Origin of the sequence: Paracoccus saliphilus (assembly GCF_028553805.1) — a bacterium.
Lineage (GTDB): Bacteria > Pseudomonadota > Alphaproteobacteria > Rhodobacterales > Rhodobacteraceae > Paracoccus > Paracoccus saliphilus.
In genome coordinates this window covers 3,490,841-3,515,075 of the sequence record NZ_CP067140.1, presented here as the reverse complement: position 1 = coordinate 3,515,075, position 24,235 = coordinate 3,490,841, and the positions used below count along the sequence as shown (strand labels likewise).

Below are 24,235 nucleotides of genomic sequence, written 5' to 3'. Positions count from 1 at the left end.
AGGCGCGCCCCTCATGACCAAAGCTTACTCGGCGATATCGACGCCGTAGAAGATATGGGTGCCGAGCGGATGAACCTTGAATCCGGTCACTTCCTTGCGCACCGGTTTGTAGACCACCGAATGAGCTATCGTGGCCCATGGCGCCTGTTCCTTGAAGACGGTTTGGGCGTCTTCGTAAAGCCTGGTGCGCTCGTCCTGATCGGAAGAAACCTTGGCCTTCTGGATCAGCTCTTCGAAGGGCTCATGACACCATTGCGCACGGTTCGCACCGCCAACTGCGTCACAGCCCAGCAAGGTGGCCAGGAAATTGTCCGGATCGCCATTATCGCCGGTCCAGCCCAGAAGCACGGCACCGTCGCGATCCGTCTCTTTCGAACGTTCAAGATACTCGCCCCATTCATACGAGACGATCTCGACATCAACGCCCACTTCGCCGAAATCGGCCTGGATCAGTTCTGCCATGCGGCGGGCATTGGGATTGTAGGGACGCTGCACCGGCATCGCCCAGATCTTCATCGACAGATCGGTGACCCCGGCCTCGTCCAGCATGGCCTTGGCGGCCTCGGGGTCATAGCTGTCGTCCTCGACCGCATCGTTATAGGACCACATGGTCGGCGGAACCGGGTTCTTGGCCGCGGTGCCGGCGCCCTGGAAGACCACGTCGATGATGGCTTCCTTGTTGATCGCCATGTTCAGCGCCTTGCGGACCTTGGGATCGTCGAAGGGCTCCATCTGCGTGTTATAGGCCAGGTAACCGACATTCAGCCCTTCCTGTTCGAGCATGTCGATATCGGCATCGGCCTTCATCGCCTCGATATCGGCAGGATTCGGGTAGGGCATGACATGGCATTCCCCGGCCTTCAGCTTCTGGTAGCGGACCGAGGCGTCGGGGGTGATGGCAAAGATCAGATCGTCGATGGCGGCCTTGCCGCGCCAGTAATCGGGGTTGGCCTTGTAGCGGATGACCGCATCCTTCTGATAGGCGACGAACTGGAACGGCCCTGTGCCGACAGGGGCCTGGTTCAGCATTTCCGGCGTGCCGGCCTCCATCATCTGGTCGGCATATTCCTTCGACTGGATCGAGGCGAAATCCATGGCGAGATTCGCGACCATCGGCGCCTCGGGGCGGTTCAGCACGAATTTCACGGTATAATCGTCAACCTTCACGATCTCCTTGATCAGGTCGGGCATCGACATGCCGTTGAAATATTCCCAGGTGCCCCCCGAGACTTGGTGATAAGGATGATCCTCCAGCCGCTGGCGGTCGAAGGTGAAGATTACGTCATCCGCATTGAAGTCGCGCGACGGGGTGAAACTGTCATTGGAGTGGAACTCGACGCCTTCACGCAGATGGAAGGTATATTCCAGCCCGTCTTCCGACACCTCCCAGCTTTCGGCCAGGCCGGGAATGACCTTGGTGGTGCCGGTCTCGAACTCGACAAGGCGGCTGTAGACAGGCTGCGACGAGGCATCAAAGGTGGTGCCCGCCGTGAACAAGGCCGGATCGAACCCTTCGGGCGAGCCTTCCGAACAATAGACCAGTGTCTTGGCCGAGGCGGCGGTCCCGCAAAGCAATAGTGCGGTGGCGCTGATGGCGATCTTCTTTTGCAACGACATTTCTAACTCCTTGTTGGCTGGCAGTTCCGATGCTCTGCTCGCTTTGCGACGGCCATTTCGATGCTGGCCTGTCCGGGTGAACTGGGTTCAGTTCATGGTGACGGTGGCTCTTTGCATGAGGCGCAAGATGCGGGGACGGGGATGGATGTGGAGATCATAGCATTATCCGGGAGCCGTCCCAATAACGCGGGCAGCAAGTGCATATCGGACATGCTGCCGCGCGGCGCGAATGCGCGGACCAATTGCCATGAAGATGCGGCTTGCTGGACGACGCGTCATTCCCACCCTGTCGACGACTGATTACCAAAGGCTTTCTGCCCTGTTGCGGACATTACAGAGAGAAAAACCTTTGTGGTCAAGGAAAATTTTTATTAATTTCAATTGGTAAGATGGGACTTAAAGATGCGTGGAAATTGGGCATCCGGTTGTTTTGTTGCGAGCAGGCTGACGGGTACGATGCGCAATCCGATGGATGGGTGATTGCATCCGTCCTCGCAACCGTTAGCTTTGCCGTCGACATAACTGGGGAGAGGCAAGGGATGGCGCGGAGGGGCGGAAACTTGTTGCGCAAGGCATTGGCACGCGGTTCCGGACGGGCCATCGCCTTGTTTGCCCGCCTTGTCACGGCTGTTCAGCCGCTTTGGCAGGGTATCGATCCGCTCGACCGGCGTCAGCGCATCTATTTTGCTAATCACGCAAGTCACGGCGATTTCATTCTTGTCTGGTCCGTCCTGCCAGAGCCGTTGCGGCAGGGGGCCCGGCCTGTCGCGGGGGTGGATTATTGGGGCGGTACCGGATTGCGCAGCTTTGTCGGCAAGGATGTCTTCAACGCCGTGCTGATCGACCGGCAGCGCAGCGAGGAGAGCGCCGATCCCGTGTCGGTCATGGCCGGAACGCTTGACGATGGCACATCGCTGATCCTGTTTCCCGAAGGAACGCGCAACCTGACTGACGCGGAACTGCTGCCTTTCAAGAGCGGGCTTTTTCATCTTGCCAAGGCACGCCCCGATATCGATCTGGTTCCGGTCTGGATAGACAATTTGAACAGGGTGTTGCCGAAAGGGAGTTTTATTCCCGTACCATTGATGTGCAAGGTGATTTTCGGAGAGGCCCTGCGCATCAAGCCGGCTGAGGAGAAAGATGCGTTTCTTGCCCGTAGCCGCGATGCCCTGCTGAACCTGCGCCCAAGAAAGGATGGCAACTGATGCTGCAAGCGCGCGACGATCTGTTGACCGTTTTCATGGGTGTAGGAGGCGTTCTGGTTCTGGCCTCGCTGATCGGTTGGACCCTGCGGCTGCGCTTTTCGCCAGAGGGTGGGAATGCCGCGATCGATAATCTGAACGACCGGATTCGCGCTTGGTGGATCATGGTCATCGCATTGGCATTGGCGTTTCTGGGCGGGCGCATGGGGGTCATGTTGCTGTTCGCCCTGTGCTCATTCGCGGCCTTGCGGGAATTCATGACGCTGACAAATGCCACGCGAGCCGATCACTGGTCCCTGGTCGGCGTCTTCTTTATCGTGCTGCCGGGCCAGTACTATCTTGTCTGGGCAGAGCTATACGGCATCTTTGCGGTATTCATCCCGGTCTATGTCTTCCTGCTCTTGCCGATCATGTCGGCCTTGCGGGGAGAGAGCCGCAACTTCCTTATCCGTGTCGCCGAGATGCAATGGGCACTGATGATCTGTGTCTTCTGCGCTTCGCATGTGCCGGCTCTGCTGAACCTGACGATACCGGGCTACGAGGGGCGGAACCTGCTGCTGATCGCCTTCCTGGTGATCGTCGTGCAGATGAGTGATGTGCTGCAATATATTTGGGGCAAGCTGATCGGGCGGCACAAGATCGCGCCCTCCCTGTCGCCCTCGAAAACCATCGAGGGGTTTCTGGGTGGAGCCGGGTCTGCCACGTTGTTGGCCGCCGGGCTGTGGTGGATGACCCCATTCAATCCGTGGCAAGCGGGGCTGATGGGGGCGATCATCACGCTGTTCGGTTTTCTCGGGGGGCTGGTCATGTCGGCAATCAAGCGCGATCGCGGTGTCAAGGATTGGGGGCACGCCATCGCGGGACATGGCGGCTTTATCGACCGGCTGGATTCGGTGGTGTTCTCGGCCCCGATATTTTTCCATCTGACACGCTATTTCTGGTCTTTGACGTGACGATCCCCGTATCCGGGCACCGGAGGTATTCGATATGACCGAACCCGATCAACGCAGGCCCTTGGCCAGCCGACAAACCGCATGGGCGGCGGCGCTTACACGCAGGTTGACCGCGACATCGGTGACTCCCAACCAGATTTCCGGGGCTGGGATGGTCGTGGCCCTGCTTTCCGGAATTTGCTTTGGCCTTGCGGGATCGGCCGAGGGGTGGGGGCGTGTCCTGCTGCTGTTGCTGGCGGCTGGGTTCTGCCAGAGCCGGCTGTTATGCAACCTGCTGGACGGGATGGTGGCGGTCGAGGCGGGCAGGCGCGCGCCCGATGGCCCGTTCTGGAACGAATTCCCGGATCGGGTCTCGGACATGTTCATCCTGGTCGGGGCGGGTATTGGCGCTGCCGTGCCCGGCCTTGGGTGGATTGCGGTCAGCATGGCGTTCCTTACCGCCTATACCCGCGAACTGGGCTCGAACTGTGGCGCAAAAGCGGATTTTTCGGGGCCGATGGCCAAGCCGCACCGGATGGCGCTGATCACGGGTGCCGCATTGCTTTCCCTGTTCGAACCTCTCTGGAACAGCAGCGGCCAAATTCTTGCCGCCGCACTTGCCGTCATCGCGATCGGGGCGGGTATGACCGCCTTGCGTCGGGCTGTCAGGTTGGTGCGGTTTCTGAAGGGGGTGGGCATGTGATGCGACGAGGCGTGGTTATCGCAATCTCGCCAACTGTCGATTGATCTCGTTACAAAGCTCTCGCCGCTCTTCCGGGGTCAGGAAGGCACCCAGCTCGATTTCCCGCCGGCCGTCGGTCAGGGTCAGGTATTCCTCTACGGGACCGTCATCCCATAGCGATACCCGGACCCAATAGGGATTGGTCTGCCATTGGCGATCAGCCCGGCCCGGATCATGCCGCCACAGTTCCAACATGTCGCGGTTCAACCGCAACTCCTCCCGGATTTCACCGCTACGATAACTGCGCTGCAAGGCGGTCCAGATGGCCCAGATCGCGACAAGGGCGAAGGGCAGCAGACCCCATAATGCGGATGTTCCAAGCAATGCGGCCAGCGGTAGCGCCATCAATGCGGCGGTGGCTCCGATGAACCACACGAAGCCTCGGCGGGGCAGGGACCGATATGGCCAGAGGACCAGCCGATGTGAAACGGCCCCGGAATCCTCCGGGGCCGTGTCTTGCCATTCATAAGGCATCAGTGGGCGTGGCCGTGATCCCAATCCGAACGCTTGGGCAGCTGCTCGAACGTATGTTCGGGCGGTGGCGAGGACAGTGTCCATTCCAGAGTATCGGCATGCTCGTTCCAGTAGTTCGGCACGTTTACCCGCTGCCCGTAGCGCAGCGTGTAGAACATGATGCCGAAGAAGAACAGGAAAGAGGCGAAGGACAGATAGGCCCCGAGCGAGCTGATATTGTTCCAGTACGCAAATTCGACCGGATAGTCGATATAGCGGCGCGGCATGCCCTGACGGCCCAGGAAGTGCTGCGGGAAGAAGGTAATGTTCGCGCCGATGAACATCATCCAGAAGTGCAGCTTGCCTGCCCATTCGGGGTATTGCCGGCCCGACATCTTGCCGATCCAGTAATAGATCCCGGCAAAGATCGCAAAGACCGCGCCAAGCGACATCACATAGTGGAAATGCGCCACCACGTAATAAGTGTCGTGATAGACACGATCCAGCGGCGCTTGCGACAGCACCACGCCGGTCACGCCGCCGACGGTGAACAGGAACAGGAAGCCGAAGGCCCAGAGCATCGGCGTCTTGAACTCGACCGAGCCGCCCCACATCGTCGCGATCCACGAAAAGACCTTGATGCCGGTGGGCACCGCGATGGTCATGGTTGCCAGCATGAAGTAGCTTTGCTGGGTCAGCGACATGCCGACCGTATACATGTGGTGCGCCCAGACCACGAAGCCCAGAACACCGATTGCGGCCATGGCCAGGACCATCGGGAGGTAGCCGAAAACCGGCTTTTTCGAGAAGGTCGCGATGACATGGCTGATGATGCCGAAGCCGGGCACAACAATGATATAAACCTCGGGATGACCGAAGAACCATAGGATATGCTGGTACAGGATCGGGTCACCGCCGCCGGCGGGATCGAAGAACGCCGTGCCGAAATTGCGGTCCATCAGCAGCATGGTAATGGCCCCGGCCAGAACCGGCAGCGCCAGCAGGATCAGCCATGCGGTGATGAAGACCGACCAGGCGAAGAGCGGCACCTTGAACAGTGTCATTCCGGGCGCGCGCATGTTCAGGAAGGTGGTGATGATGTTGATCGCGCCAAGGATCGAGGATGCGCCCGAGACGTGGACGGCGAAGATCGCCAGGTCCATCGAATAGCCGCCCTCGGTCGTGGACAGCGGCGGATACAGCACCCAACCCACGCCGGAACCCGGTTGCTGGTTGCCGCCCGGTGCCAGAAGCGAGGCGATGCCGAGACAGACGCCCACGACATACATCCAGTAGGAGAGGTTGTTCAGCCGCGGAAAGCTCATGTCCGGGGCGCCAATATGCAGCGGCATGAAATAGTTGCCGAAACCGCCGAACAGCGCCGGAATCACCACGAAGAACATCATCAGCACCCCGTGATAGGTGATCATGACGTTCCACAGATGACCGTTGGGCGTGCATTCCGCCGTCGAATCGGCGATGAACCGCGCGCCTTCCTGGCACATGTACTGCACACCGGGGTGCTGCAGTTCCATCCGCATGTAGACGGTGAAACAGACCGAAATCAGGCCAACCACCGCGGCCGTCAGAAGGTAAAGGATGCCAATGTCCTTGTGGTTGGTGGACATGAACCAGCGGGTGAAGAACCCGCGCTGGTCGTGATGGTCTTCGTGGCCGTGAGCGGCTGCGTCTGCCATACCCGAACTCCCTCAGATATCGTCGAGCCGGTCTGGCCGACCGGCGGTGTCTCGCGTTCTTCTAGACCAGCCTTCGGCACCGGGCAATGCGTTACGCTGACCAAAAATTGAATACCCCCACAAGAATATCACATTCCGCGGGGGCGAGGCCTTCCTGTCATGCGACTGATTGCCGCAGGAACCCGTGCCGTCCTACTCCGCCGCCGGAGCATCGGGGGAGACGCTGGCCAGGTAGGCCGCGATATCGGCCTGCCCCTTGCGAAGCTTGAAGGTCATCTTTGTCCTGGCGCTGGAGTCGCCGGTCTTTTCCTGAACGAAGGCGTTCGGGTCGGTGACATACGCGGCCAAATCCTCTTCGGTCCAGACCTCGCCGCTATCCTTCAGGGCCAGCAGCGCGTCGGAATACTTGAAATCCTCCTGGCTGCCGGCGGGGCGGCCGACGATGTTCCAGAGATTCGGGCCGGTCTTGCCGCCTTTCACGATGTCCTCGCCATCGGCGCTCTGGATCATGTGGCAGGCCTTGCATTTGCGGAATTCCTTTTCCCCCGCGGCGACATCGCCCTCTTCCTGGGCGAAGGCGGGCAGGGCAAGGACGACGCTCAGAACGCCGCCGATCATTGCAAGTTTCATTTGGCTCTCCTCACTCACACTAGCTGGGTGTCCAGCAAAGCTTATAGGAAACCGGAGCCTTCAAGACTACCCGGCATAAGGTCGCAGAGCAGAATCGTGCAAACGAGGGTCGCGGCTGGATGCAACAGCGGCGTGCGTTGCGTCCGTGCGGGGCGCGCTACGGTCGGCGGAACTTGACCAGCAAATGCTGGGAATCCGACTGCACAACCCGTACACCGAACGTGCACAGCATGTACACAGACCGTACACAGGCAGCGCGCGTTGCGCGGTTGTTCTCACGTTTTCGCGATCCTGGTGGCGCGATTCGCGCGTTCAGCCCGCGTTCGCCCGCGCAGCCGCGCCGAATTGCGAGAGGAAATCGCCGAAACGCTCTCCCTGGATCAGGATATGGGCTCGCTGCACGGCCTCTGCCACTGCTTCGTCCCCGGCTTCGATGGCGGTGACGACCTGCGTATGCTCGGCCAGCGACTGCCGCAACCGGCGCGGCACGCGGAGTTGCTGGCGGCGAAAGGGCGTCAGGCGCAGATGCAGGGATTCGGCCTGTTCCGCAAGGAACCCGTTGCCCGAACCGCGATAGATGGTGTGATGAAACTGGCGGTTAGCCTCGTAATAGGCCGAGACATCCTGCGCCGCCGCCGTGGTTTCGCAAGACATCAGCCATGCCCGCAACTTCTCGATCAACTCAGGTTCCGCGCGGCGGGCGCAAAGACGTGCGCAGACGGCCTCCAGTTCCGCCATGACCTCGAACATCTCGACGATGCGCCCGATCGAAGGGTTCAGGACCTGCGTGCCCCGGCGCGGTTTCAACTCGACCAGGCCCGAGGCCGACAGCCGCTGCAATGCCTCTCGCACCGGGGTGCGGGAGACGCCGAAACGTTCGGCCAGCGCGGGCTCTTCCAGCCGCGTGCCGGGAGGTAGCAGGCCTTCGACGATCTCGGTCTCTAGCGCCTCGCTGATATCATCGGCGACACTGGTCATCCTGCACTCCCATCAATCTGCATGCATGATTATCGCTTGTGTATACACAAAAGTCGAGACAGTATGCATGCGGGAGTATGAGATTCGGTGCGATGCGCCGCAAGGGAGGAAATATCATGACCAGAATAATGACCGCCGCAGCAGCGACAGCAGTGATCGCTGCCACCATGCCGCTGGCCGCCGGGGCCGAAGTGCTGAAGGCCAGCCACCAGTTTCCGGGCGGCAAGGGCGATGCCCGGGACGAAATGGTGCAGATGATCGCCAAGGAAGTCGCGGATGCCGATGTGGATCTGGAGATTCGCGTCTATCCGGGCGAATCGCTTTACAAGGCCCGCGAACAATGGAGCGCCGTAACCAGCGGACAGTTGGACATGACGTCCTTCCCGCTGGATTATGCCGCAGGCCGGGTGCCGCAATTCAGTGTCACGCTGATGCCGGGGCTGGTGCGCAACCATGAACGCGCCCAACGCCTGAACGATTCGCCTTTCATGGAAGAGATCAACCGGCTGATCGAGGAAAGTGGCGCGCTGGTCCTGTCGGATGCGTGGCTGGCTGGCGGGTTCGTCAGCAAGAAAAATTGCATCACCGCACCGGATTCGATCTCGGGGCAGGTGACGCGCGCCGCCGGTCCGGCATTCGAACAGATGCTGGTCGGTGCCGGGGCCTCCATCGCCTCGATGCCGTCTTCCGAGATTTACACGGGCATGCAGACCGGGGTCCTGGACGCGGCGAATACATCGTCCGGTTCGATGGTCAGCTATCGCCTGTTCGAACAGGCCGAATGCCTGACCGCACCGGGCGAGAACGCGTTGTGGTTCATGTATGAGCCGGTGCTGATCTCGAAGAAGAAATTCGAGCGGCTCAGCGAAGAACAGCAACAGGCGTTGATGGATGCCGGTCAGAAGGCCGAGGACTGGTTCGCCGAACAGGCCGCCGGTCTCGACAGCAAGATGATCGAGGAATTCGAGAAAGCCGGGGTGGAAACCGTCAGCATGAGCCTTGAGGATTACGAGGCATGGCTCGCCATCGCCAAGGAGACCTCTTACAAGACCTTTGCCGAAGAGGTCGATGGCGGTCAGGAACTGATCGATCAGGCCCTGGCGGTGGAATGATCGGCATGAGCGCTGTCTTGCGGGTTCTGAACGGGCTGGCCTGGCTGAGCGGCATCCTTGCGATGCTGCTCCTGGCCTCGGCGACAGTGGTGGTCACGCAGATGGTCATCTGGCGCTATTTCCTGGGCGCCTCGACCGTCTGGCAGACCGAGTACGTGATCTTTTCGACCACGGCGGCGATGATGCTTGGCGCGCCTTATGTGCTGGCGCTGAAGGGCCATGTCGGCGTCGATCTGCTGGTCGAACGGGCGGGGAGCGGGATGCGCCGGGTCTTCGCGTTGATCTCGGGGTTGGCCTCGCTGTTTTTCGTCGGTGCGCTGGCATGGTCGGGGCTGCATTTCCTTTTCGAGGCAACGATGAAGGGCTGGACCACGGACACGATCTGGGCCTTGCCTTTGTGGATTCCGTTCTGGCCAGTGCCCTTCGCCTTTGCGCTGATGAGCCTGCAACTGATCGTGCAGATTATCCTCGCGGTGTTTCCCGAGCTTGATTCAGCCGAAGGAGCTGCGTGATGTCTCCGTCAATGTCCGGGCTGGCCGTTCTGGTCACGATGTTCACCCTGCTGGCCGTGGGAACGCCGATCGCTTTCACGATGGGCTTCGTCGCGGTCGCCGCGCTGGCGCTGTCCGAGGGATGGTTCGCCATCGGCGGCGTTTCGGAAACATTTTTCGCGGGGCTCGCGAATTTCGGGATGGTGTCGATCCCGATGTTCATCCTGATGGGCGCGGCGGTGGCGTCGTCGCCCGCGGGCAAGGATCTGTACGAGGCGCTGGATCGCTGGCTGTATCGCGTGCCGGGTGGCATGGTGATGTCGAATATCGGCGCCTGTGCGCTGTTCGCGGCACTGTCGGGCAGCAGCCCGGCGACCTGCGCCGCCATCGGCAAGATGGGCATCCCCGAGATGACCAAGCGCGGCTATCCCGATTCGCTGGCCGCGGGGTCCATCGCGGCGGGCGGCACGCTTGGCATCCTGATCCCGCCTTCGGTGACGATGATCGTCTATGGCATCGCGACCGAGACCTCGATCGGGCGGCTGTTCCTGGCCGGGCTGATGCCGGGTCTGATGCTGACCGGGCTGTTCATGGCATGGGCGCTGTTCGATTGCTGGCGGCGCGGGCTGGGGCTGTCGGATGTGACGCGCCGCTATTCGCTGGCGGAGCGGCTGGAGAAGCTGCCGAAGGTGCTGCCTTTCCTGATCATCGTGGCGATGATCCTGTTCGTGCTTTACGGCGGCGTCGCCACGCCCTCGGAAGCGGCGGGAACCGGGGCGTTGATCTGCCTGCTGCTGGTCGCGGTGATCTATCGCATGTGGAAGGCCGGGCCGATGGTCGCGATCTTCCGCGACACGATCCGCGAGGCGGTGATGATCATGCTGATCCTCGGCGCGGCGGAACTGTTCGCCTTCGCGCTGTCCTCGCTGTTCATCACGCAGACGGTGGCGGACGGGATCGCCGGCCTTGAGGTCAACCGGTGGGTGCTGCTGATCGTGATCAACATCTTCCTGCTGATCGCGGGCTTCTTCCTGCCGCCAGTAGCGATCATCCTGATGACCGCGCCGATCCTGATGCCGATCCTCGATTCGGCCGGGTTCGATCCCTATTGGTTCGCGGTGATGCTGACGATCAACATGGAGATCGGGCTGATCACGCCTCCGGTCGGGCTGAACCTCTATGTCATCAACGGCATCGCGCCGCAGATATCGCTGCGCGACATCCTGATGGGCTCGCTGCCCTTCGTGGGGATGATGGTTCTTGGTATGCTGTTGCTGGCGATCTTTCCGCAGATCGCGCTTTTCCTGCCCGAACTTATCATGGGAGCGGCGCAATGACCTTGACCGCGCAGATCTATGACCGGCTCAGCAGCCTCGTCGTCAGTTCCGGCTGGCGGCGGGGGAGGGAGGACGCGCCCAAGCCCGAGGCGCTGATCGAATCTGCCCGCGCCCTGCCGGGACTGCGCTCCGAGATGCGGGTGATGGCGCTGGCCGTCGAGGTGCTGGACGGCTACGCGGCCTTGGACGACGCTGGCAAGCGGGTGTTTTTCGACGCCCTGCGCGACGGTTTCGATCCCGACCCCGAGGCGCTGGCGGGTGCCGCTCGCGCCTATCTGGACATCGGCGATCCGGCGGCGCTGGAGGCCCTGTCGCGCCTCGCCGAGCCTCCGCGGCAGGAATTGCTCCGGCGGTTGAATATGGCTCCGGGAGGGACGGCGCGGCTGGTGGGGATGCGGGCCGACCTGTTGCGGCTGACCGGGCGCGACAAGGATTTCGCCCGCGTCGATGCCGATTTCCGGCACTTGCTGAAATCATGGTTCAATCGCGGCTTCCTCGAACTGGTGCGGATCGACTGGCGCAGCCCGGCGCTGCTGCTGGAGAAGCTGATCGAATATGAGGCGGTGCACGAGATTCGCGATTTCCGCGATTTGCAGATGCGGGTGCTGCCGCCCGACCGGCGCTGCTACGCCTATATGCACCCGGCCATGCCGGACGAGCCGCTGATTTTCGTCGAGGTGGCGCTGACCGAAGGCCTACCGGACTCGGTTCAGGGGCTGATCGACGAGACCCGCGAATTGCTGCCGCCGGAAAAGGCCGATACGGCGGTATTCTATTCGATCTCGAATTGTCAGGCGGGGCTGGCCGGGATCAGTTTCGGCAATCTGTTGATCAAGAATGTCGTGGCCGAGTTGTCGCGGGAACTATCGGGACTTTCGGTTTTCGTCACGCTCTCGCCCATTCCCGGCTTGCGGGCATGGCTGGAGGAACGAGTCAAGGCGGGAGAGACCGCCATCGCCAAGCTGCTGGACGATCCCAAGCCCGCCGCCCTGTCGGCGCAGACCGCCCGTTACCTTTTGCTGGCCAAGGATGGCAGGGGACGCCCGCGCGATCCGGTGGCACGTTTCCATCTGGGCAACGGGGCAGAGGCCCATCGGGTAATCCCCGAGGCAGATATTTCGCCGCGGGGGCGGAAACAGTCGCTTGGGATGATGGTGAATTACCTTTATGACCGCCGCCGGATCGAGGCGCAGCATGATGAATTCACCGAAAGCGGCACCATCGCCGCGCCGAAGAAATTGCAGGAACTGGCCCGAAAGACCGAGGCCGAGGCAAAGCAGACGGACGGAAAGAAGAAGAAATGACCAACACGCTTTTTGACGCATTGATGGGCCCGCATGAGGGCTCGGCCCGAGATTTCCTGATCCTCGGCGACGGCAAGCGGATCAGCTATGGTGAGATGTATCGGCTGTCCGGACGTCTGGCTAACCTGCTGCAGGCAGAGGGCGTAAAGCCCGGAGATCGCGTCGCCGTGCAGGTCGAGAAATCGCCCGAGGCGCTGGCGCTCTACCTGGCGACGGTGCGGGCGGGGGGCGTGTTCCTGCCGTTGAATACCGCCTATACTCCCGCCGAGATCGCCTATTTCGTTGGCGATGCCGAGCCTGCGCTGGTTGTGTGCGACCCGGCGCGCGAAGCAAAGCGGGCCGATTTCATGCCCGCTGACGGAAAACTGATGACGCTTGGCGCGGATGGCAAGGGTAGCTTGATCGAGGCTGTCGCCGCCCATGACGAGGCGCATGATCCGGTCGCACGCGAAGGCGGCGATCTGGCGGCGATCCTTTACACATCGGGCACCACGGGCCGCTCGAAAGGCGCGATGCTGAGCCATGACAACCTGCTCTCCAATGCCCGCACGCTGAAGGATGCCTGGCGCTTCACCTCGGAGGACGTGCTGCTCCATGCCTTGCCGATCTTTCATACCCATGGGCTTTTCGTCGCTTCGAACGTGACGATCCTGTCGGGCGGGGCGATGATCTGGCTGCCGAAATTCGACGCCGCGCAGGTGGTTGGACTGCTGCCGCGGGCGACCACGATGATGGGTGTGCCGACCTTTTACACGCGGCTGCTGGACCGGCCCGATTTCACCCGTGATCTGGTCAGGGACATGCGGCTGTTTACCTCGGGCAGTGCGCCCTTGCTGGCAGAAACCCATCGCGCATTCGAGGATCGCACCGGGCATCGCATCCTTGAACGCTATGGCATGACCGAGACCAACATGAATACCTCGAACCCCTATGAGGGAGAGCGGCGTGCGGGAACCGTCGGTTTCCCCCTGCCGGAGGTGGAGTTGCGGATCGTCGGCGAGGACGGGGCCGAACTGGCGCAGGGCGAGATCGGCCAGATCGAGGTTCGCGGCGACAATGTCTTTCAGGGCTATTGGCGGATGCCGGAAAAGACTGCCGAGGAACTGGGCGCGGATGGCTGGTTCAAGACCGGTGATCTGGGGATGATCGATGCGGATGGTTACGTGGCCATCGTCGGACGCGGCAAGGACCTGATCATCTCGGGCGGGTTCAACATCTATCCCAAGGAGGTCGAACTGCTGATCGACGAGATGCCGGGTGTGCTGGAAAGCGCGGTGATCGGCGTTCCGCATCCCGATTTTGGCGAGGGGGTGGTCGCGGTGGTTGCGCGCGCGAAGGATGCCAAGCCCGACCCGCAGGCGATCATCGACGGGCTGGCCGACCGATTGGCGCGGTTCAAGCAGCCCAAGAAGGTGATCGTGATCGACGAATTGCCGCGAAACACCATGGGCAAGGTGCAGAAGGCGGCGCTGCGGGCCGAGCATGAAGCCTTGTTCAAGGGCTGATATTCGGGTCAACGTGTACTGGTAGTGTAGGGGCAAGGGGGCGCTCGCGCACCCTCTTGCGTCCCGGCGGGCCGCAATTCACCCCCGAGGATATTTGCATGAAGAAGAAGGGCTGCGCGGCAGGCTGTCGTCATGTAAGGAGGGCAAAACGGAGGGAACGATGCTGGTCGATCCGAATGCGCCTTTTTTCAGGCCGCTATGGGTGCGGGTGCTTTGTGTTGCACTACCGCTGCTCTGGGCGGGGTTCGAGCTGTCCATGAACAACGTGTTCTGGGCGATCTTGTTCGGAGCGGCGGGGCTTTACCTGGGATTCGAGCTGTTCTTTCGCCGTAAGGGTGACTGACCGCGCTGATGTTCAGACCAAAGCCCCTGCAAAGAAACGCGAGATGTCCTGCCAGTTCCGGACCCGGTCGAAACGGTTTTCCCGGCGGTTCTTGGGCGCGTCGTAGAGGATGCCGCGCCCGTCCAGCTTTTCGAAATGATGCGGGGTGTCGTCGATCAGGTAATCGACATTTACCACATGCTTGTGTCCGCAGAACACCAGCCGCAGCGGGTCGAAAAACGGCAGATGCTCTTCGACCCATGTGAATTTGTGCTGAAGGCTGCCGGGATGCTCCATCGCGGCTGTGACGATGAAGATGTCATGGGCGCGATAGAGTTCGGCCAGAATTTCGACCGCGCCGTCCATCGGGGCGAGCTGACGAAAGATCGAACCTTCGTTCAGCATTTCAGTCATGATGGTATTTTGCGACGGGGTCAGCAGGGTCTCGATGGGCTCATCGGCCCGGTCGCGCAGGGACAGGCCGAACTCTTGCTCGGCCCATCCGATCAGCTTGGCGTGGGTGTTGCAGATCACGTCATCCATGTCGACGCCGATCCGGTATCTTGTGCTTGTCATGGGGCCGTCCTGTCAGGTTTGCAGATCAATGGTGCCGCTCAGCCATGCGTAACCGTTCGCGGGCAGATCGAGCCTGCCTGCTGACAATGACGCCTGCGAGGGGCCGGACAGTACTGTGTCGCCCGTGACGGTCAACTGCCGTGCGGTCCTGGAGAGGTTGAAGACGCAGGTCAGGCTTGCGCCGTCATGGGTCCGGCGGAAAGCGAGGACCGGTTCGGGCAGGTCGAGAAACTCGGTCCGGCCATGGCGCAGCGGGGCCTGCGATTTGCGGAATGACAGGGCGGCACGATAGGCGGCGAGCACGCTGTCATTGTCGGTCTGCTGCACAGATACGGCGCGGCCAGCCTGCGGCGGCTTGACGGGAAGCCATGGCCTGGCCGTGCTGAAGCCCGCATGCGGGGCGTCGACATCCCAGACCATCGGGGTGCGGCAGCCGTCGCGGCCCTTGACCTCGGGCCAGAAACGCAGGGCGGGCGGGTCGGTGAGTTCCTCGTAGACCAGCTCGGTTTCGGTCTGGCCGAGCTCTTCACCCTGGTAGAGGCAGATTGTACCGGGGAACGACAGCAACATCGCCGCCGCTTGTTGGGCAAGGGCATCCGGGCTGCTGCCATGGTCCTGCCAGCGGGTGACGTGGCGGATCACGTCATGGTTCGAGAAGCTCCAGCAGGAATGCCCGTCCGGCGCGCCCTTTTGCACACCCTCGATGCAGCGGCGGAAATGTGCGGCGGTGAATTCCGGGCTGAGCATCTCGAAGCTATAGCACATGTGCAGCCGGTCGCTTCCGGCGGTATATTCCGCCATGATGTCGATGGCCGTCTGGCCACCATCCCCGACCTCGCCCACCATCATGCGCGCGTCGTATTCGTCGGTCAGCGCGCGCATGCGTTTCAGGAAACCGATATTCTCGGGCCGGTTCTTGGAATGGATATGCTGCTGGAAACCATAGGTTTCCGGCCCGGTATGGTCGGGATTGGGCGGGTTGTCGCGCAGCTCGGCATCGTGGAAATAATAGTTCACCGTGTCCAGCCGGAAACCGTCCACGCCGCGTTCCAGCCAGAAGCGCATGGTTTCCAGCAGGGCGTCCTGCACGGCCGGGTTGTGCATGTTCAGATCCGGTTGCTCGATCAGGAAGTTATGCAGGTAATATTGTCTGCGGCGCGGCTCCCATTCCCATGCCGGGCCGCCGAAGACCGAGGGCCAGTTGTTCGGGGGCGTGCCGTCGGGATTGGGATCAGCCCAGACATACCAGTCGGCGCGCGGATTGTCGCGGCTCTGGCGGCTCTCGGCAAACCACGGATGCTTGTCGCTGGAATGGCTGATCACCTGGTCGATGATGACTTTCAGACCCAGTTCATGCGCCCGTGCGACCAGCGCGTCGAAATCCGCGAGCGTGCCGAAAAGCGGGTCGATATCGGTATAATCCGACACGTCGTAACCCATATCCTTCATCGGCGAAGTGAAGATCGGCGATAGCCAGATCGCATCCACGCCAAGGCCGGCCACATGGTCGAGGCGTTGCGTGATGCCTTTCAGATCGCCAAGCCCGTCGCCATCGCTGTCCTGAAAGCTGCGGGGGTAAATCTGGTAGATCACCGCGTCACGCCACCATTCCGCCATCGGCTGCTCCTGTATCCTCAAAGAGATTCGGCCCGAATAAATCATGACTGTAGCCGGGAGCGAAAGAAATTGTTAGCGTTAACTAACGCATTGCTCGAATCTTTGCGCCGGATAGAGTGGGGTCATGAAACAAGCAAAGAACACAGCTTTGATCGGCGAAGATGACCTCGTGCTGCTGCGCGAGGGGCGCCTTGATCGGCCATTCGATGTGCTGGGGCCGCATGAGACAGGCGGGCGGATATGCGTGGCGGCGCTGGTGCCGGATGTCGCCGCGCTGACGGCGATCACGGACAAGGGCGAGATGCCGTTGGAGCGAATAGAGGGCGATCTGTTTGCGGGGCCGGTCGGTTCCGGCGCTTACCGGCTGAAGGCGCGCTCGGGCGGCGGGGTCGAATGGGAGTTCGACGATCCGTATCGCTTTGGCCCGGTGCTGGGTGAGATGGACCTTCACCTGATGAGCGAAGGCACGCATCGGCGGCTGTGGCAGGCGCTTGGCGCGCATGTGATGACGCATGAGGGCGTTCGGGGCACGCATTTCGCGGTCTGGGCGCCGAATGCCCACCGCGTTTCGGTGGTCGGAGATTTCAACCGTTGGGACGGGCGGCGTCACCCGATGCGGCGCACAGGCAACGGGTTGTGGGAGATCTTCCTGCCCGATGTGGCGGAAGGCGCGCTGTATAAATACGAGATCCTCGACGCGAATGGTGCCCTGCAACTGAAGGCCGATCCGGTCGGCTTCGGCTCGCAGCATCCGCCGGAGCAGGCCAGCGTGGTGCGCGATATCTCGGGCTATGGCTGGCATGATTTGGCCTGGATGGAGGGCCGCGCCAAGGCGCATGACCGCCGCGCGCCGATCTCGGTCTACGAGGTGCATCTGGGGTCGTGGCGCAGGCGTTGGGACGATGGCGGGCGGCCCCTGTCCTACAAGGAGATGGCGCGCGATCTTGTGGGCTATGCCAAGGATATGGGCTTCACCCATCTGGAATTGCTGCCGGTCAGCGAGTTTCCCTTTGACGGTTCATGGGGCTATCAGCCGGTGGGGCTTTACGCGCCGACGATCCGTTTCGGCCCGCCGCATGAATTCCGAGATCTGGTCGATGCGGCGCATGAGGCCGGGCTGGGCGTGCTGCTGGACTGGGTGCCGGGGCATTTCCCGACCGATGCGCATGGGCTGGCGCATTTCGATGGCACCGCGCTTTACGAGCATGCCGACCCGCGCGAAGGGTTCCACCAGGATTGGAACACGCTGATCTATAATTACGGCCGTACCGAGGTTCAGAACTACCTGATCGCCAATGCCATCTATTGGCTGCGGGAATACCATGTCGACGGGCTGCGCGTGGATGCGGTGGCCTCGATGCTGTATCGCGATTATTCCCGCAAGGAGGACGAATGGATCCCCAACAAGGATGGCGGGCGCGAGAATTACGAGGCCATCGCCTTCCTGCAGAACATGAATATCGCCGCCTATGCCGAGGCCGAGGGCATCATGACGGTGGCCGAGGAAAGCACCTCCTATCCGCAGGTTTCCAGCCCCGTGGATGTCGGCGGGCTGGGCTTTGGCTATAAGTGGAACATGGGCTGGATGAATGACACGCTGCGCTACATGCAGCGCGACCCGGTGCATCGGCAGCATCATCATGACCTGATGAGCTTTGGGCTGAGCTATGCCTTCTCGGAGAATTTCATCCTGCCGATCAGCCATGATGAGGTCGTGCATGGCAAGGGCAGCATGCTGACCAAGATGCCCGGCGACGAATGGCAGAAATTCGCGAATCTGCGCGCCTATTACGGCTTCATGTGGGGGCATCCGGGCAAGAAACTCTTGTTCATGGGCTGCGAGTTCGCCCAGCCCGAGGAATGGAACCATGAGGGTGAACTGAACTGGCACTCGGCCGAACAGCCCCCGCACAAGGGGGTGCAGACGCTGGTGCGCGACCTGAACTGGCTTTACGCGCATACGCCCGCCCTGCACCGGCGGGATTGCGAGGCCGAGGGGTTCCAGTGGATCGCGACCGATCCCGAGCAATCGACCTATGCCTGGATCAGGTGGGGGGATGCGGGGGATCCCCCCGCCATCGTGATCTGCAATTTCACCCCGGTCCCGCGTGAGAATTTCCGGATAGGCGTGCCGCGCGAGGGATATTGGGCCGAGGCATTGAACACCGACGCGGTAATCTACGGCGGCAGCGGCATGGGCAACCTGGGAGGGGCAGAGGCGGATGGCGGGCCGCAGGACGGGCAGCCCGCCTCGATGGCCGTGACATTGCCGCCATTGGCCGTGGTGATCTTTACGGCGTCCGAGGGATGAGGACGGTGACGGAAATTGCGTCCCGCGATGGCCGGGGAGGGCTGTCTGCCCTCCCCGGACCCCTCCCGAGGATATTTGTGTGAAGAAGAAGTCAGTGCAGAAGGTTGAGAGGGAGAGGGGATAACATGGCCAGAACCAAAAGACTGACCAGCCGGGCGATGGCTTTCGTTCTGGCCGGTGGGCGCGGCAGCCGGTTGAAGGAGCTGACTGACAGGCGCGTCAAGCCCGCCGTCTATTTCGGCGGCAAGACCCGGATCATCGATTTCGCGCTGTCCAACGCGATGAACTCGGGCATTCGCAAGATCGCCGTTGCCACGCAATACAAGGCGCATAGCCTGATCCGTCATTGCCAGCGCGGCTGGAACTTCTTCCGGGCCGAGCGGAACGAGTTTCTTGATATCCTGCCCGCTTCGCAGCGCATGTCCGACGAAAGCTGGTATCGCGGCACGGCGGATGCGGTGAACCAGAATATCGACATCGTGGACAGCTATGACGTCGATTACATCGTGATCCTCGCCGGGGACCATATCTACAAGATGGATTACGAGATCATGCTGCGCGAGCATGTCGAGAGTGGTGCCGATGTCACCGTCGGCTGCCTGACCGTCCCCCGCGAGGAGGCGAGCGCCTTCGGCGTGATGGATGTGGATGGCAGTGGCCGGATCACCTCTTTCCTCGAAAAGCCCAAGGATCCGCCCGCCATGCCCGGTCATCCCGACAAGGCATTGGCCTCGATGGGGATTTATGTCTTCAACTGGGCCTTCCTGCGCGACCTGCTGCAACACGATGCCGAGAACCCGGATTCCAGTCATGATTTCGGCAATGACCTGATCCCCGAGATCGTGAAACACGGCAAGGCGATGGCGCATCGTTTCGACGAGTCCTGCGTGCGGCGCGAGGGCGCGCCTGCCTATTGGAAGGATGTCGGCACCGTGGACGCCTTCTGGCAGGCCAATATCGACTTGACCGATTTCACGCCCGAACTGAATCTCTGGGACCGGGACTGGCCGATCTGGACCTATTCCGAAAGCGTGCCCCCGGCGAAATTCATCCATGATCAGAAAGGGCGGCGCGGGCTGGCGGTGTCCTCGATGGTGTCCGGCGGCTGCATCATCTCGGGAACCGAGATCCGCAACTCGCTGTTATTCACCGAGGTTCACACCAATTCCTATGCCTCGCTGGATCACGTGGTCGCATTGCCCTATGTGACGGTGCATCGCCATGCGAAACTGTCCAATGCGGTGATCGACCGCGGGGTGGTGATCCCCGAGGGGCTGGTCGTCGGAGAGGATCCGCAGGAGGACGCGAAATGGTTCCGGGTCAGCGAGGGCGGCGTGACGCTGATCACGCAGGACATGCTGGACAAGCGGGCGGCAGCGCTTTGATCCGGGTCCTGTCGGTCGCCTCGGAATGCGCGCCGCTGGTCAAGACCGGCGGGCTGGCCGATGTGGTGGTGGCGCTGCCTGCTGCGCTGGCGGTGCAGGGCGTGCAGATGCGCACGCTTCTGCCGGGCTATCCTGCGGTCATGGCGGTGCTGACAGGCGAAACCGAGGTCGAGCGGTTCGACGATCTTTTCGGGGGCCCGGCCCGGCTGCTTGCCGGTCAGGCGGCGGGGCTCGATCTGCTGGTGATCGATGCGCCGCATCTGTTTGACCGTGAAGGCAATCCCTATCTGGGCCCGGATGGCCGCGACTGGCCCGACAATCCCGAACGTTTCGCGGCGCTGTCATGGGTCGGTGCGCATGTCGGGGCCAAGGGGGCTGGGGGCTGGCATCCGCAGATCCTGCATGGCCATGATTGGCAGGCGGGTTTCATGACCGAATACCTGCGGCGGATGCAGGCAGGAGACCTGCGCACCGTCCTGACGATCCACAATATCGCTTTCAATGGTCCCGCCGATCCGTCACGGCTGCATTCCCTTCGGCTCGACCCTGCGCGCTTCCATAGTGACGGCTTCGAATATTGGGGCGCGATCTCGGCACTGAAGGCGGGACTGATCGGGGCGGACCGCCTGACCACGGTGTCGCCCACCTATGCCGAGGAACTGATGACACCGGAATTCGGCCTTGGCATGGATGGGGTCATGCGCCACCGCCGCGATGCGCTGACAGGAATCCTGAACGGCATCGACGAGTCGGTCTGGAATCCTGCCACTGACCCGGCGATCAAGACCTATCGCGATCTCAAGGGCAAGCCCGCCAACAAATCCGCCTTGCGGGCCGAGATGAGCCTGCCCGGAAGCGATGGCCCGCTCTGCGTGATCGTCTCGCGCATGACCGAGCAGAAGGGGCTGGACCTCGTGCTGCAGGCCCTGCCCGCCTTGCTGAAAGGCGGGGGCCAGCTTGCCCTGCTCGGCTCGGGCGATCCCGCCCTGCAGACCGCCTTCGAGCGCGCTGCGAAGAACCCGCATGTCGCCGTCCGTATAGGTTATGACGAGGCGCTCTCGCATCGCATGATCGCGGGCGGCGATGCGATCCTCGTGCCTTCGCGCTTCGAGCCCTGCGGGCTGACGCAGCTTTACGGGCTGCGCTATGGCACGCTTCCGCTGGTGGGCCTGACCGGGGGGCTGGCGGATACGGTGATCAATGCCTCCCCCGCCGCTCTGGCCCAAGGGGTGGCCACGGGCATCCAGTTCTCGCCGATTACCGCCGAGGCGCTGCGGAACGCATTGACCCGGCTTTGCGCACTTTACAGGGACCGCGAAACATGGTCCCGCATGCAGGCGAACGCGATGGCACAACCCGTAGGCTGGGATCAGTCGGCCAGGGCCTATGCCGACATGTATGCCGAATTGATCGGCTGAATACCGGATGGGCTTCCCATTGCGCCTTCTTCCTTATGCGATTATCCCAAGCCATCGCGGAACGCGGATCGTGCCGGGTTGGCAACCGGGCCTTTACAATTCACTGATAAGCATCGGGAATGACTGACAGATACGCGATCACCGCAGGACTCCCGACACCATTGGGTGCCACTTTCGACGGTGCCGGGGTGAATTTCGCCGTCTTCTCGCAACATGCCGAGCGGGTGGTGCTGTGCCTGTTTGACGCAAGGGGCCGCGAAACCCGCATCGACCTGCCCGAGCGCGAGGGGCATGTCTGGCATGGCTATATCTCCGGGCTGTGGCCGGGGCAGAAATACGGCTATCGCGTCCACGGCCCCTATACCCCGCAGGAGGGCCATCGCTTCAATCCCAACAAGCTGCTGATCGACCCATATGCCAAGCGCCTGAGCGGCAAGCCCGTCAATCACGACGCGCTTTGCGGCTATCGCGCCGGTCATGCCGATGCCGATCTCAGCTTTGACCGGCGGGACAGCGCGGCCTATATGCCGAAATCTCTGGTCGTCGATCCCGCCTTTGCCTGGGGAGACGACCGGCCCCTGCAGCACCCATGGACCGAAACGGTGATCTACGAGGCGCATGTGAAGGGCCTGACCGCCGGGCGTCAGGACATCCCCGGACGCGGCACCTATCTGGCGATGGCCTCTGACCCGATCCTCGATCACCTGAACGATCTTGGCGTGACCGCGATCGAGCTTTTGCCCGTGCATGCCTTCAAGGATGACCGTTTCCTGACCGAGAGGGGGCTGGTGAATTACTGGGGCTACATGTCCTACGGCTTTTTCGCGCCCGAGCCGCGCTACATGCGCGACGGCGATATCGCCGAGTTCCAGCAGATGGTTGCGCGCTTTCACCGGGCCGGGATCGAGGTGATCCTTGACGTGGTCTACAACCACACCGCCGAGGGCAATGAGCTGGGGCCGACCCTGTCCTTTCGCGGTTTCGACAACGCTGCCTATTACCGGCTGACCGAGGATCGGCGCTATTACGTCAATGACGCGGGCACCGGCAATGTGCTGAACATGGACAGCCCCTTCACGCTCAGACTGGTCATGGATTCATTGCGTTACTGGGTCGAGGTGATGCATGTGGACGGCTTCCGCTTCGACCTCTGCTCGGTGCTGGGCCGCACTGGCGGAGTGTTCGACCGCGACGGGCCGTTCTTTCGCGCGGTGCGCCAGGACCCGGTGCTGAACCGGGTCAAGCTGATCGCCGAGCCATGGGATATCGGGCCGGACGGCTATCAGCTCGGCTCTTATCCCGCGCCCTTCGCGGAATGGAACGACCGTTTCCGCGACCAGATCCGTGGTTACTGGAAAGGTGATTCCGGGCTGATCGGCAAGCTGGCCAAGCGTATCGCCGGATCGGCGGCGCGGTTCGATCATGACGGGCGGGCGGCGACCTCTTCGGTCAATTTCATCGCCGCGCATGATGGGTTTACGCTGATGGATACGGTCAGCTACAACCAGAAACATAACGAGGCCAATAGCGAGGATAACCGCGACGGCCACGATCACAACGTCTCGGACAATTGCGGGGTCGAGGGGCCGAGCGATGATGCCGGGGTGCTGGCCCGCCGCGCCCGCCGCCGCCGTAACCTGATGGCGACGCTGATGCTGTCGCAGGGCACGCCGATGATCCTTGCGGGCGACGAGCTGGGCAATTCGCAGGGCGGCAATAACAACGCCTATTGCCAGGATAATTCAACGGGTTGGGTGGACTGGGACAGCGCCGATCAGGGTTTTCTCGAGTTCTGCCGCCGGGTGATCGGCTTCCGCAAGGCCCATCCGATCCTGCGGCAAAAGCGCTTCCTGCACAGCCTTCCGCGCCGCGAGGACGGCTTGCCCGACCTGTTCTGGCGCCGCGTTGACGGTGAACCGATGAGCGAAGCCGACTGGACCAATCCCGATCTGCGCCTGCTGGCGGTCGAGATGCGGATGGCCTCGGGCACGCCCGGTTACGCGGCTTTGCCGGGGGCGATTTTCGTGGTTTTCAATTCCGGACCAGAGGCTTCGCTGCGTCTACCCGATATTGCGGAGGGCGCTGGCTGGCGACGTCGGCTGGACAGTTGGCGTGACGGAGATATCGACGATGCAGCGGCAGAGACCGAACGCATCGGGGCCAATAGCGTTGTGGCCTTCGTCATGAGCGAGACCGGTCAAACCGGCTGACCCATGGGCCATGACCCGTTGCGCAACACCAGCGCGCGTTGCAAATGTGCACTGCGCGCAACATGTGACTTGTTTTACCGGGCAAATGCTGGGAATCCGACTGCACAACGCATGCAGCACGCGTACACAGGATGTACACAACCTGTACACAGGCAGCGTGCGTCGCGCGCAGATTCCCTTAACTTTCCAGCGCAATACAGGCGCTATCTTCACAAGTCGGAACCAGCCCGCAAAATCCAGTACGAAAAACATACTGAACCGCGCCGCCCTCCTCCTTCTTCTTCATGCAAATATCCTCTGGGGGTCCGGGGGGCGAAGCGCCCCCGGCCATCGCGGGACGCAAGCACCCCTGTGACGCATTTGCGCGATCCGAACGGGGAAAACCGGCCGGGCGCT

Annotated in this window: 20 protein-coding genes; 13 read left to right on the top strand and 7 right to left on the bottom strand. The window is 61.9% G+C overall.

Annotated features, from left to right (window positions below; all coding sequences use genetic code 11):
* Positions 1-24: 24 nt before the first annotated feature.
* Positions 25-1,617 carry an ABC transporter substrate-binding protein gene (locus tag JHX88_RS16950; protein ID WP_076524830.1) on the bottom strand — a complete coding sequence of 531 codons (1,593 nt, stop codon included), beginning with the start codon at positions 1,615-1,617 and terminating at the stop codon, positions 25-27.
* 260 nt (positions 1,618-1,877) lie between these two features.
* Here JHX88_RS16950 and JHX88_RS16945 point away from each other — a divergent pair, with 260 nt between their 5' ends.
* The 3 genes from JHX88_RS16945 to JHX88_RS16935 are packed head-to-tail and all read left to right on the top strand — an operon-like array spanning position 1,878 to position 4,454.
* The gene (locus tag JHX88_RS16945) at positions 1,878-2,822 is read left to right on the top strand and encodes a lysophospholipid acyltransferase family protein (RefSeq protein ID WP_336389902.1); all 945 of its coding nucleotides are present in this window, start codon (positions 1,878-1,880) and stop codon (positions 2,820-2,822) included.
* Positions 2,822-3,772 carry a phosphatidate cytidylyltransferase gene (locus JHX88_RS16940; RefSeq protein ID WP_076524827.1) on the top strand — a complete coding sequence of 317 codons (951 nt, stop codon included), beginning with the start codon at positions 2,822-2,824 and terminating at the stop codon, positions 3,770-3,772. The genes JHX88_RS16945 and JHX88_RS16940 overlap by 1 nt, the downstream gene beginning before the upstream one ends.
* A 34-nt stretch (positions 3,773-3,806) precedes the next feature.
* Positions 3,807-4,454 carry a CDP-alcohol phosphatidyltransferase family protein gene (locus JHX88_RS16935; RefSeq protein WP_076524825.1) on the top strand — a complete coding sequence of 216 codons (648 nt, stop codon included), beginning with the start codon at positions 3,807-3,809 and terminating at the stop codon, positions 4,452-4,454.
* A 15-nt stretch (positions 4,455-4,469) separates the two neighbouring features.
* On the opposite strand, the gene JHX88_RS16930 is transcribed toward JHX88_RS16935, so the two are convergent.
* The 4 genes from JHX88_RS16930 to JHX88_RS16915 all read right to left on the bottom strand — a co-directional run bounded on the left by JHX88_RS16930 (position 4,470) and on the right by JHX88_RS16915 (position 8,251).
* Positions 4,470-4,967, bottom strand: coding sequence for a DUF2244 domain-containing protein (locus JHX88_RS16930; protein WP_076524824.1), 498 nt, complete (start codon positions 4,965-4,967; stop codon positions 4,470-4,472).
* On the bottom strand, positions 4,967-6,643 hold the full coding sequence (ctaD, locus tag JHX88_RS16925) for a cytochrome c oxidase subunit I (RefSeq protein ID WP_076524822.1): 1,677 nt from the start codon (positions 6,641-6,643) through the stop codon (positions 4,967-4,969). Before ctaD ends, JHX88_RS16930 begins: the two co-directional genes overlap by 1 nt.
* A gap of 192 nt (positions 6,644-6,835) precedes the next feature.
* Positions 6,836-7,273 carry a c-type cytochrome gene (locus JHX88_RS16920; RefSeq protein WP_076524820.1) on the bottom strand — a complete coding sequence of 146 codons (438 nt, stop codon included), beginning with the start codon at positions 7,271-7,273 and terminating at the stop codon, positions 6,836-6,838.
* 312 nt (positions 7,274-7,585) lie between these two features.
* Positions 7,586-8,251, bottom strand: coding sequence for a GntR family transcriptional regulator (locus JHX88_RS16915; protein ID WP_076524818.1), 666 nt, complete (start codon positions 8,249-8,251; stop codon positions 7,586-7,588).
* Positions 8,252-8,367: 116 nt separating this feature from the next.
* Here JHX88_RS16915 and JHX88_RS16910 point away from each other — a divergent pair, with 116 nt between their 5' ends.
* The 6 genes from JHX88_RS16910 to JHX88_RS16885 all read left to right on the top strand — a co-directional run bounded on the left by JHX88_RS16910 (position 8,368) and on the right by JHX88_RS16885 (position 14,343).
* Positions 8,368-9,363, top strand: a complete 996-nt coding sequence (locus JHX88_RS16910) for a TRAP transporter substrate-binding protein (protein ID WP_272848076.1) — start codon at positions 8,368-8,370, stop codon at positions 9,361-9,363.
* A 5-nt stretch (positions 9,364-9,368) separates the two neighbouring features.
* Positions 9,369-9,875, top strand: coding sequence for a TRAP transporter small permease (locus JHX88_RS16905; RefSeq protein WP_076525013.1), 507 nt, complete (start codon positions 9,369-9,371; stop codon positions 9,873-9,875).
* Positions 9,875-11,191, top strand: coding sequence for a TRAP transporter large permease (locus JHX88_RS16900; protein WP_076524816.1), 1,317 nt, complete (start codon positions 9,875-9,877; stop codon positions 11,189-11,191). Before JHX88_RS16905 ends, JHX88_RS16900 begins: the two co-directional genes overlap by 1 nt.
* Positions 11,188-12,495, top strand: coding sequence for a malonyl-CoA decarboxylase (locus tag JHX88_RS16895; RefSeq protein ID WP_076524814.1), 1,308 nt, complete (start codon positions 11,188-11,190; stop codon positions 12,493-12,495). Before JHX88_RS16900 ends, JHX88_RS16895 begins: the two co-directional genes overlap by 4 nt.
* On the top strand, positions 12,492-14,000 hold the full coding sequence (locus tag JHX88_RS16890; RefSeq protein WP_076524812.1) for a malonate--CoA ligase: 1,509 nt from the start codon (positions 12,492-12,494) through the stop codon (positions 13,998-14,000). The genes JHX88_RS16895 and JHX88_RS16890 overlap by 4 nt, the downstream gene beginning before the upstream one ends.
* A gap of 160 nt (positions 14,001-14,160) precedes the next feature.
* Positions 14,161-14,343: a hypothetical protein gene (locus JHX88_RS16885; protein WP_076525009.1), complete on the top strand. Its 183-nt coding sequence runs from the start codon at positions 14,161-14,163 to the stop codon at positions 14,341-14,343.
* Positions 14,344-14,355: 12 nt separating this feature from the next.
* Here JHX88_RS16885 and JHX88_RS16880 read toward each other — a convergent pair whose 3' ends face one another.
* Positions 14,356-14,898: a 5' nucleotidase, NT5C type gene (locus JHX88_RS16880; RefSeq protein WP_076524810.1), complete on the bottom strand. Its 543-nt coding sequence runs from the start codon at positions 14,896-14,898 to the stop codon at positions 14,356-14,358.
* A gap of 12 nt (positions 14,899-14,910) precedes the next feature.
* Positions 14,911-16,515, bottom strand: coding sequence for an alpha-glucosidase (locus JHX88_RS16875; RefSeq protein ID WP_076524808.1), 1,605 nt, complete (start codon positions 16,513-16,515; stop codon positions 14,911-14,913).
* Positions 16,516-16,639: 124 nt separating this feature from the next.
* On the opposite strand from JHX88_RS16875, the gene glgB reads away from it, so the two are divergent.
* The 4 genes from glgB (at position 16,640) to glgX (ending at position 23,839) form a co-directional block, all read left to right on the top strand.
* Complete coding sequence (glgB, locus tag JHX88_RS16870; RefSeq protein ID WP_076524806.1) at positions 16,640-18,826, top strand: 1,4-alpha-glucan branching protein GlgB; 2,187 nt, start codon at positions 16,640-16,642, stop codon at positions 18,824-18,826.
* A gap of 125 nt (positions 18,827-18,951) precedes the next feature.
* Positions 18,952-20,211, top strand: coding sequence for a glucose-1-phosphate adenylyltransferase (gene glgC / locus JHX88_RS16865; protein WP_076524804.1), 1,260 nt, complete (start codon positions 18,952-18,954; stop codon positions 20,209-20,211).
* Positions 20,208-21,629 carry a glycogen synthase GlgA gene (glgA, locus tag JHX88_RS16860; RefSeq protein WP_076524802.1) on the top strand — a complete coding sequence of 474 codons (1,422 nt, stop codon included), beginning with the start codon at positions 20,208-20,210 and terminating at the stop codon, positions 21,627-21,629. The genes glgC and glgA overlap by 4 nt, the downstream gene beginning before the upstream one ends.
* Before the next feature lie 119 nt (positions 21,630-21,748).
* Positions 21,749-23,839, top strand: coding sequence for a glycogen debranching protein GlgX (glgX, locus tag JHX88_RS16855; protein ID WP_076524800.1), 2,091 nt, complete (start codon positions 21,749-21,751; stop codon positions 23,837-23,839).
* The last annotated feature ends 396 nt before the right edge of the window (positions 23,840-24,235 follow it).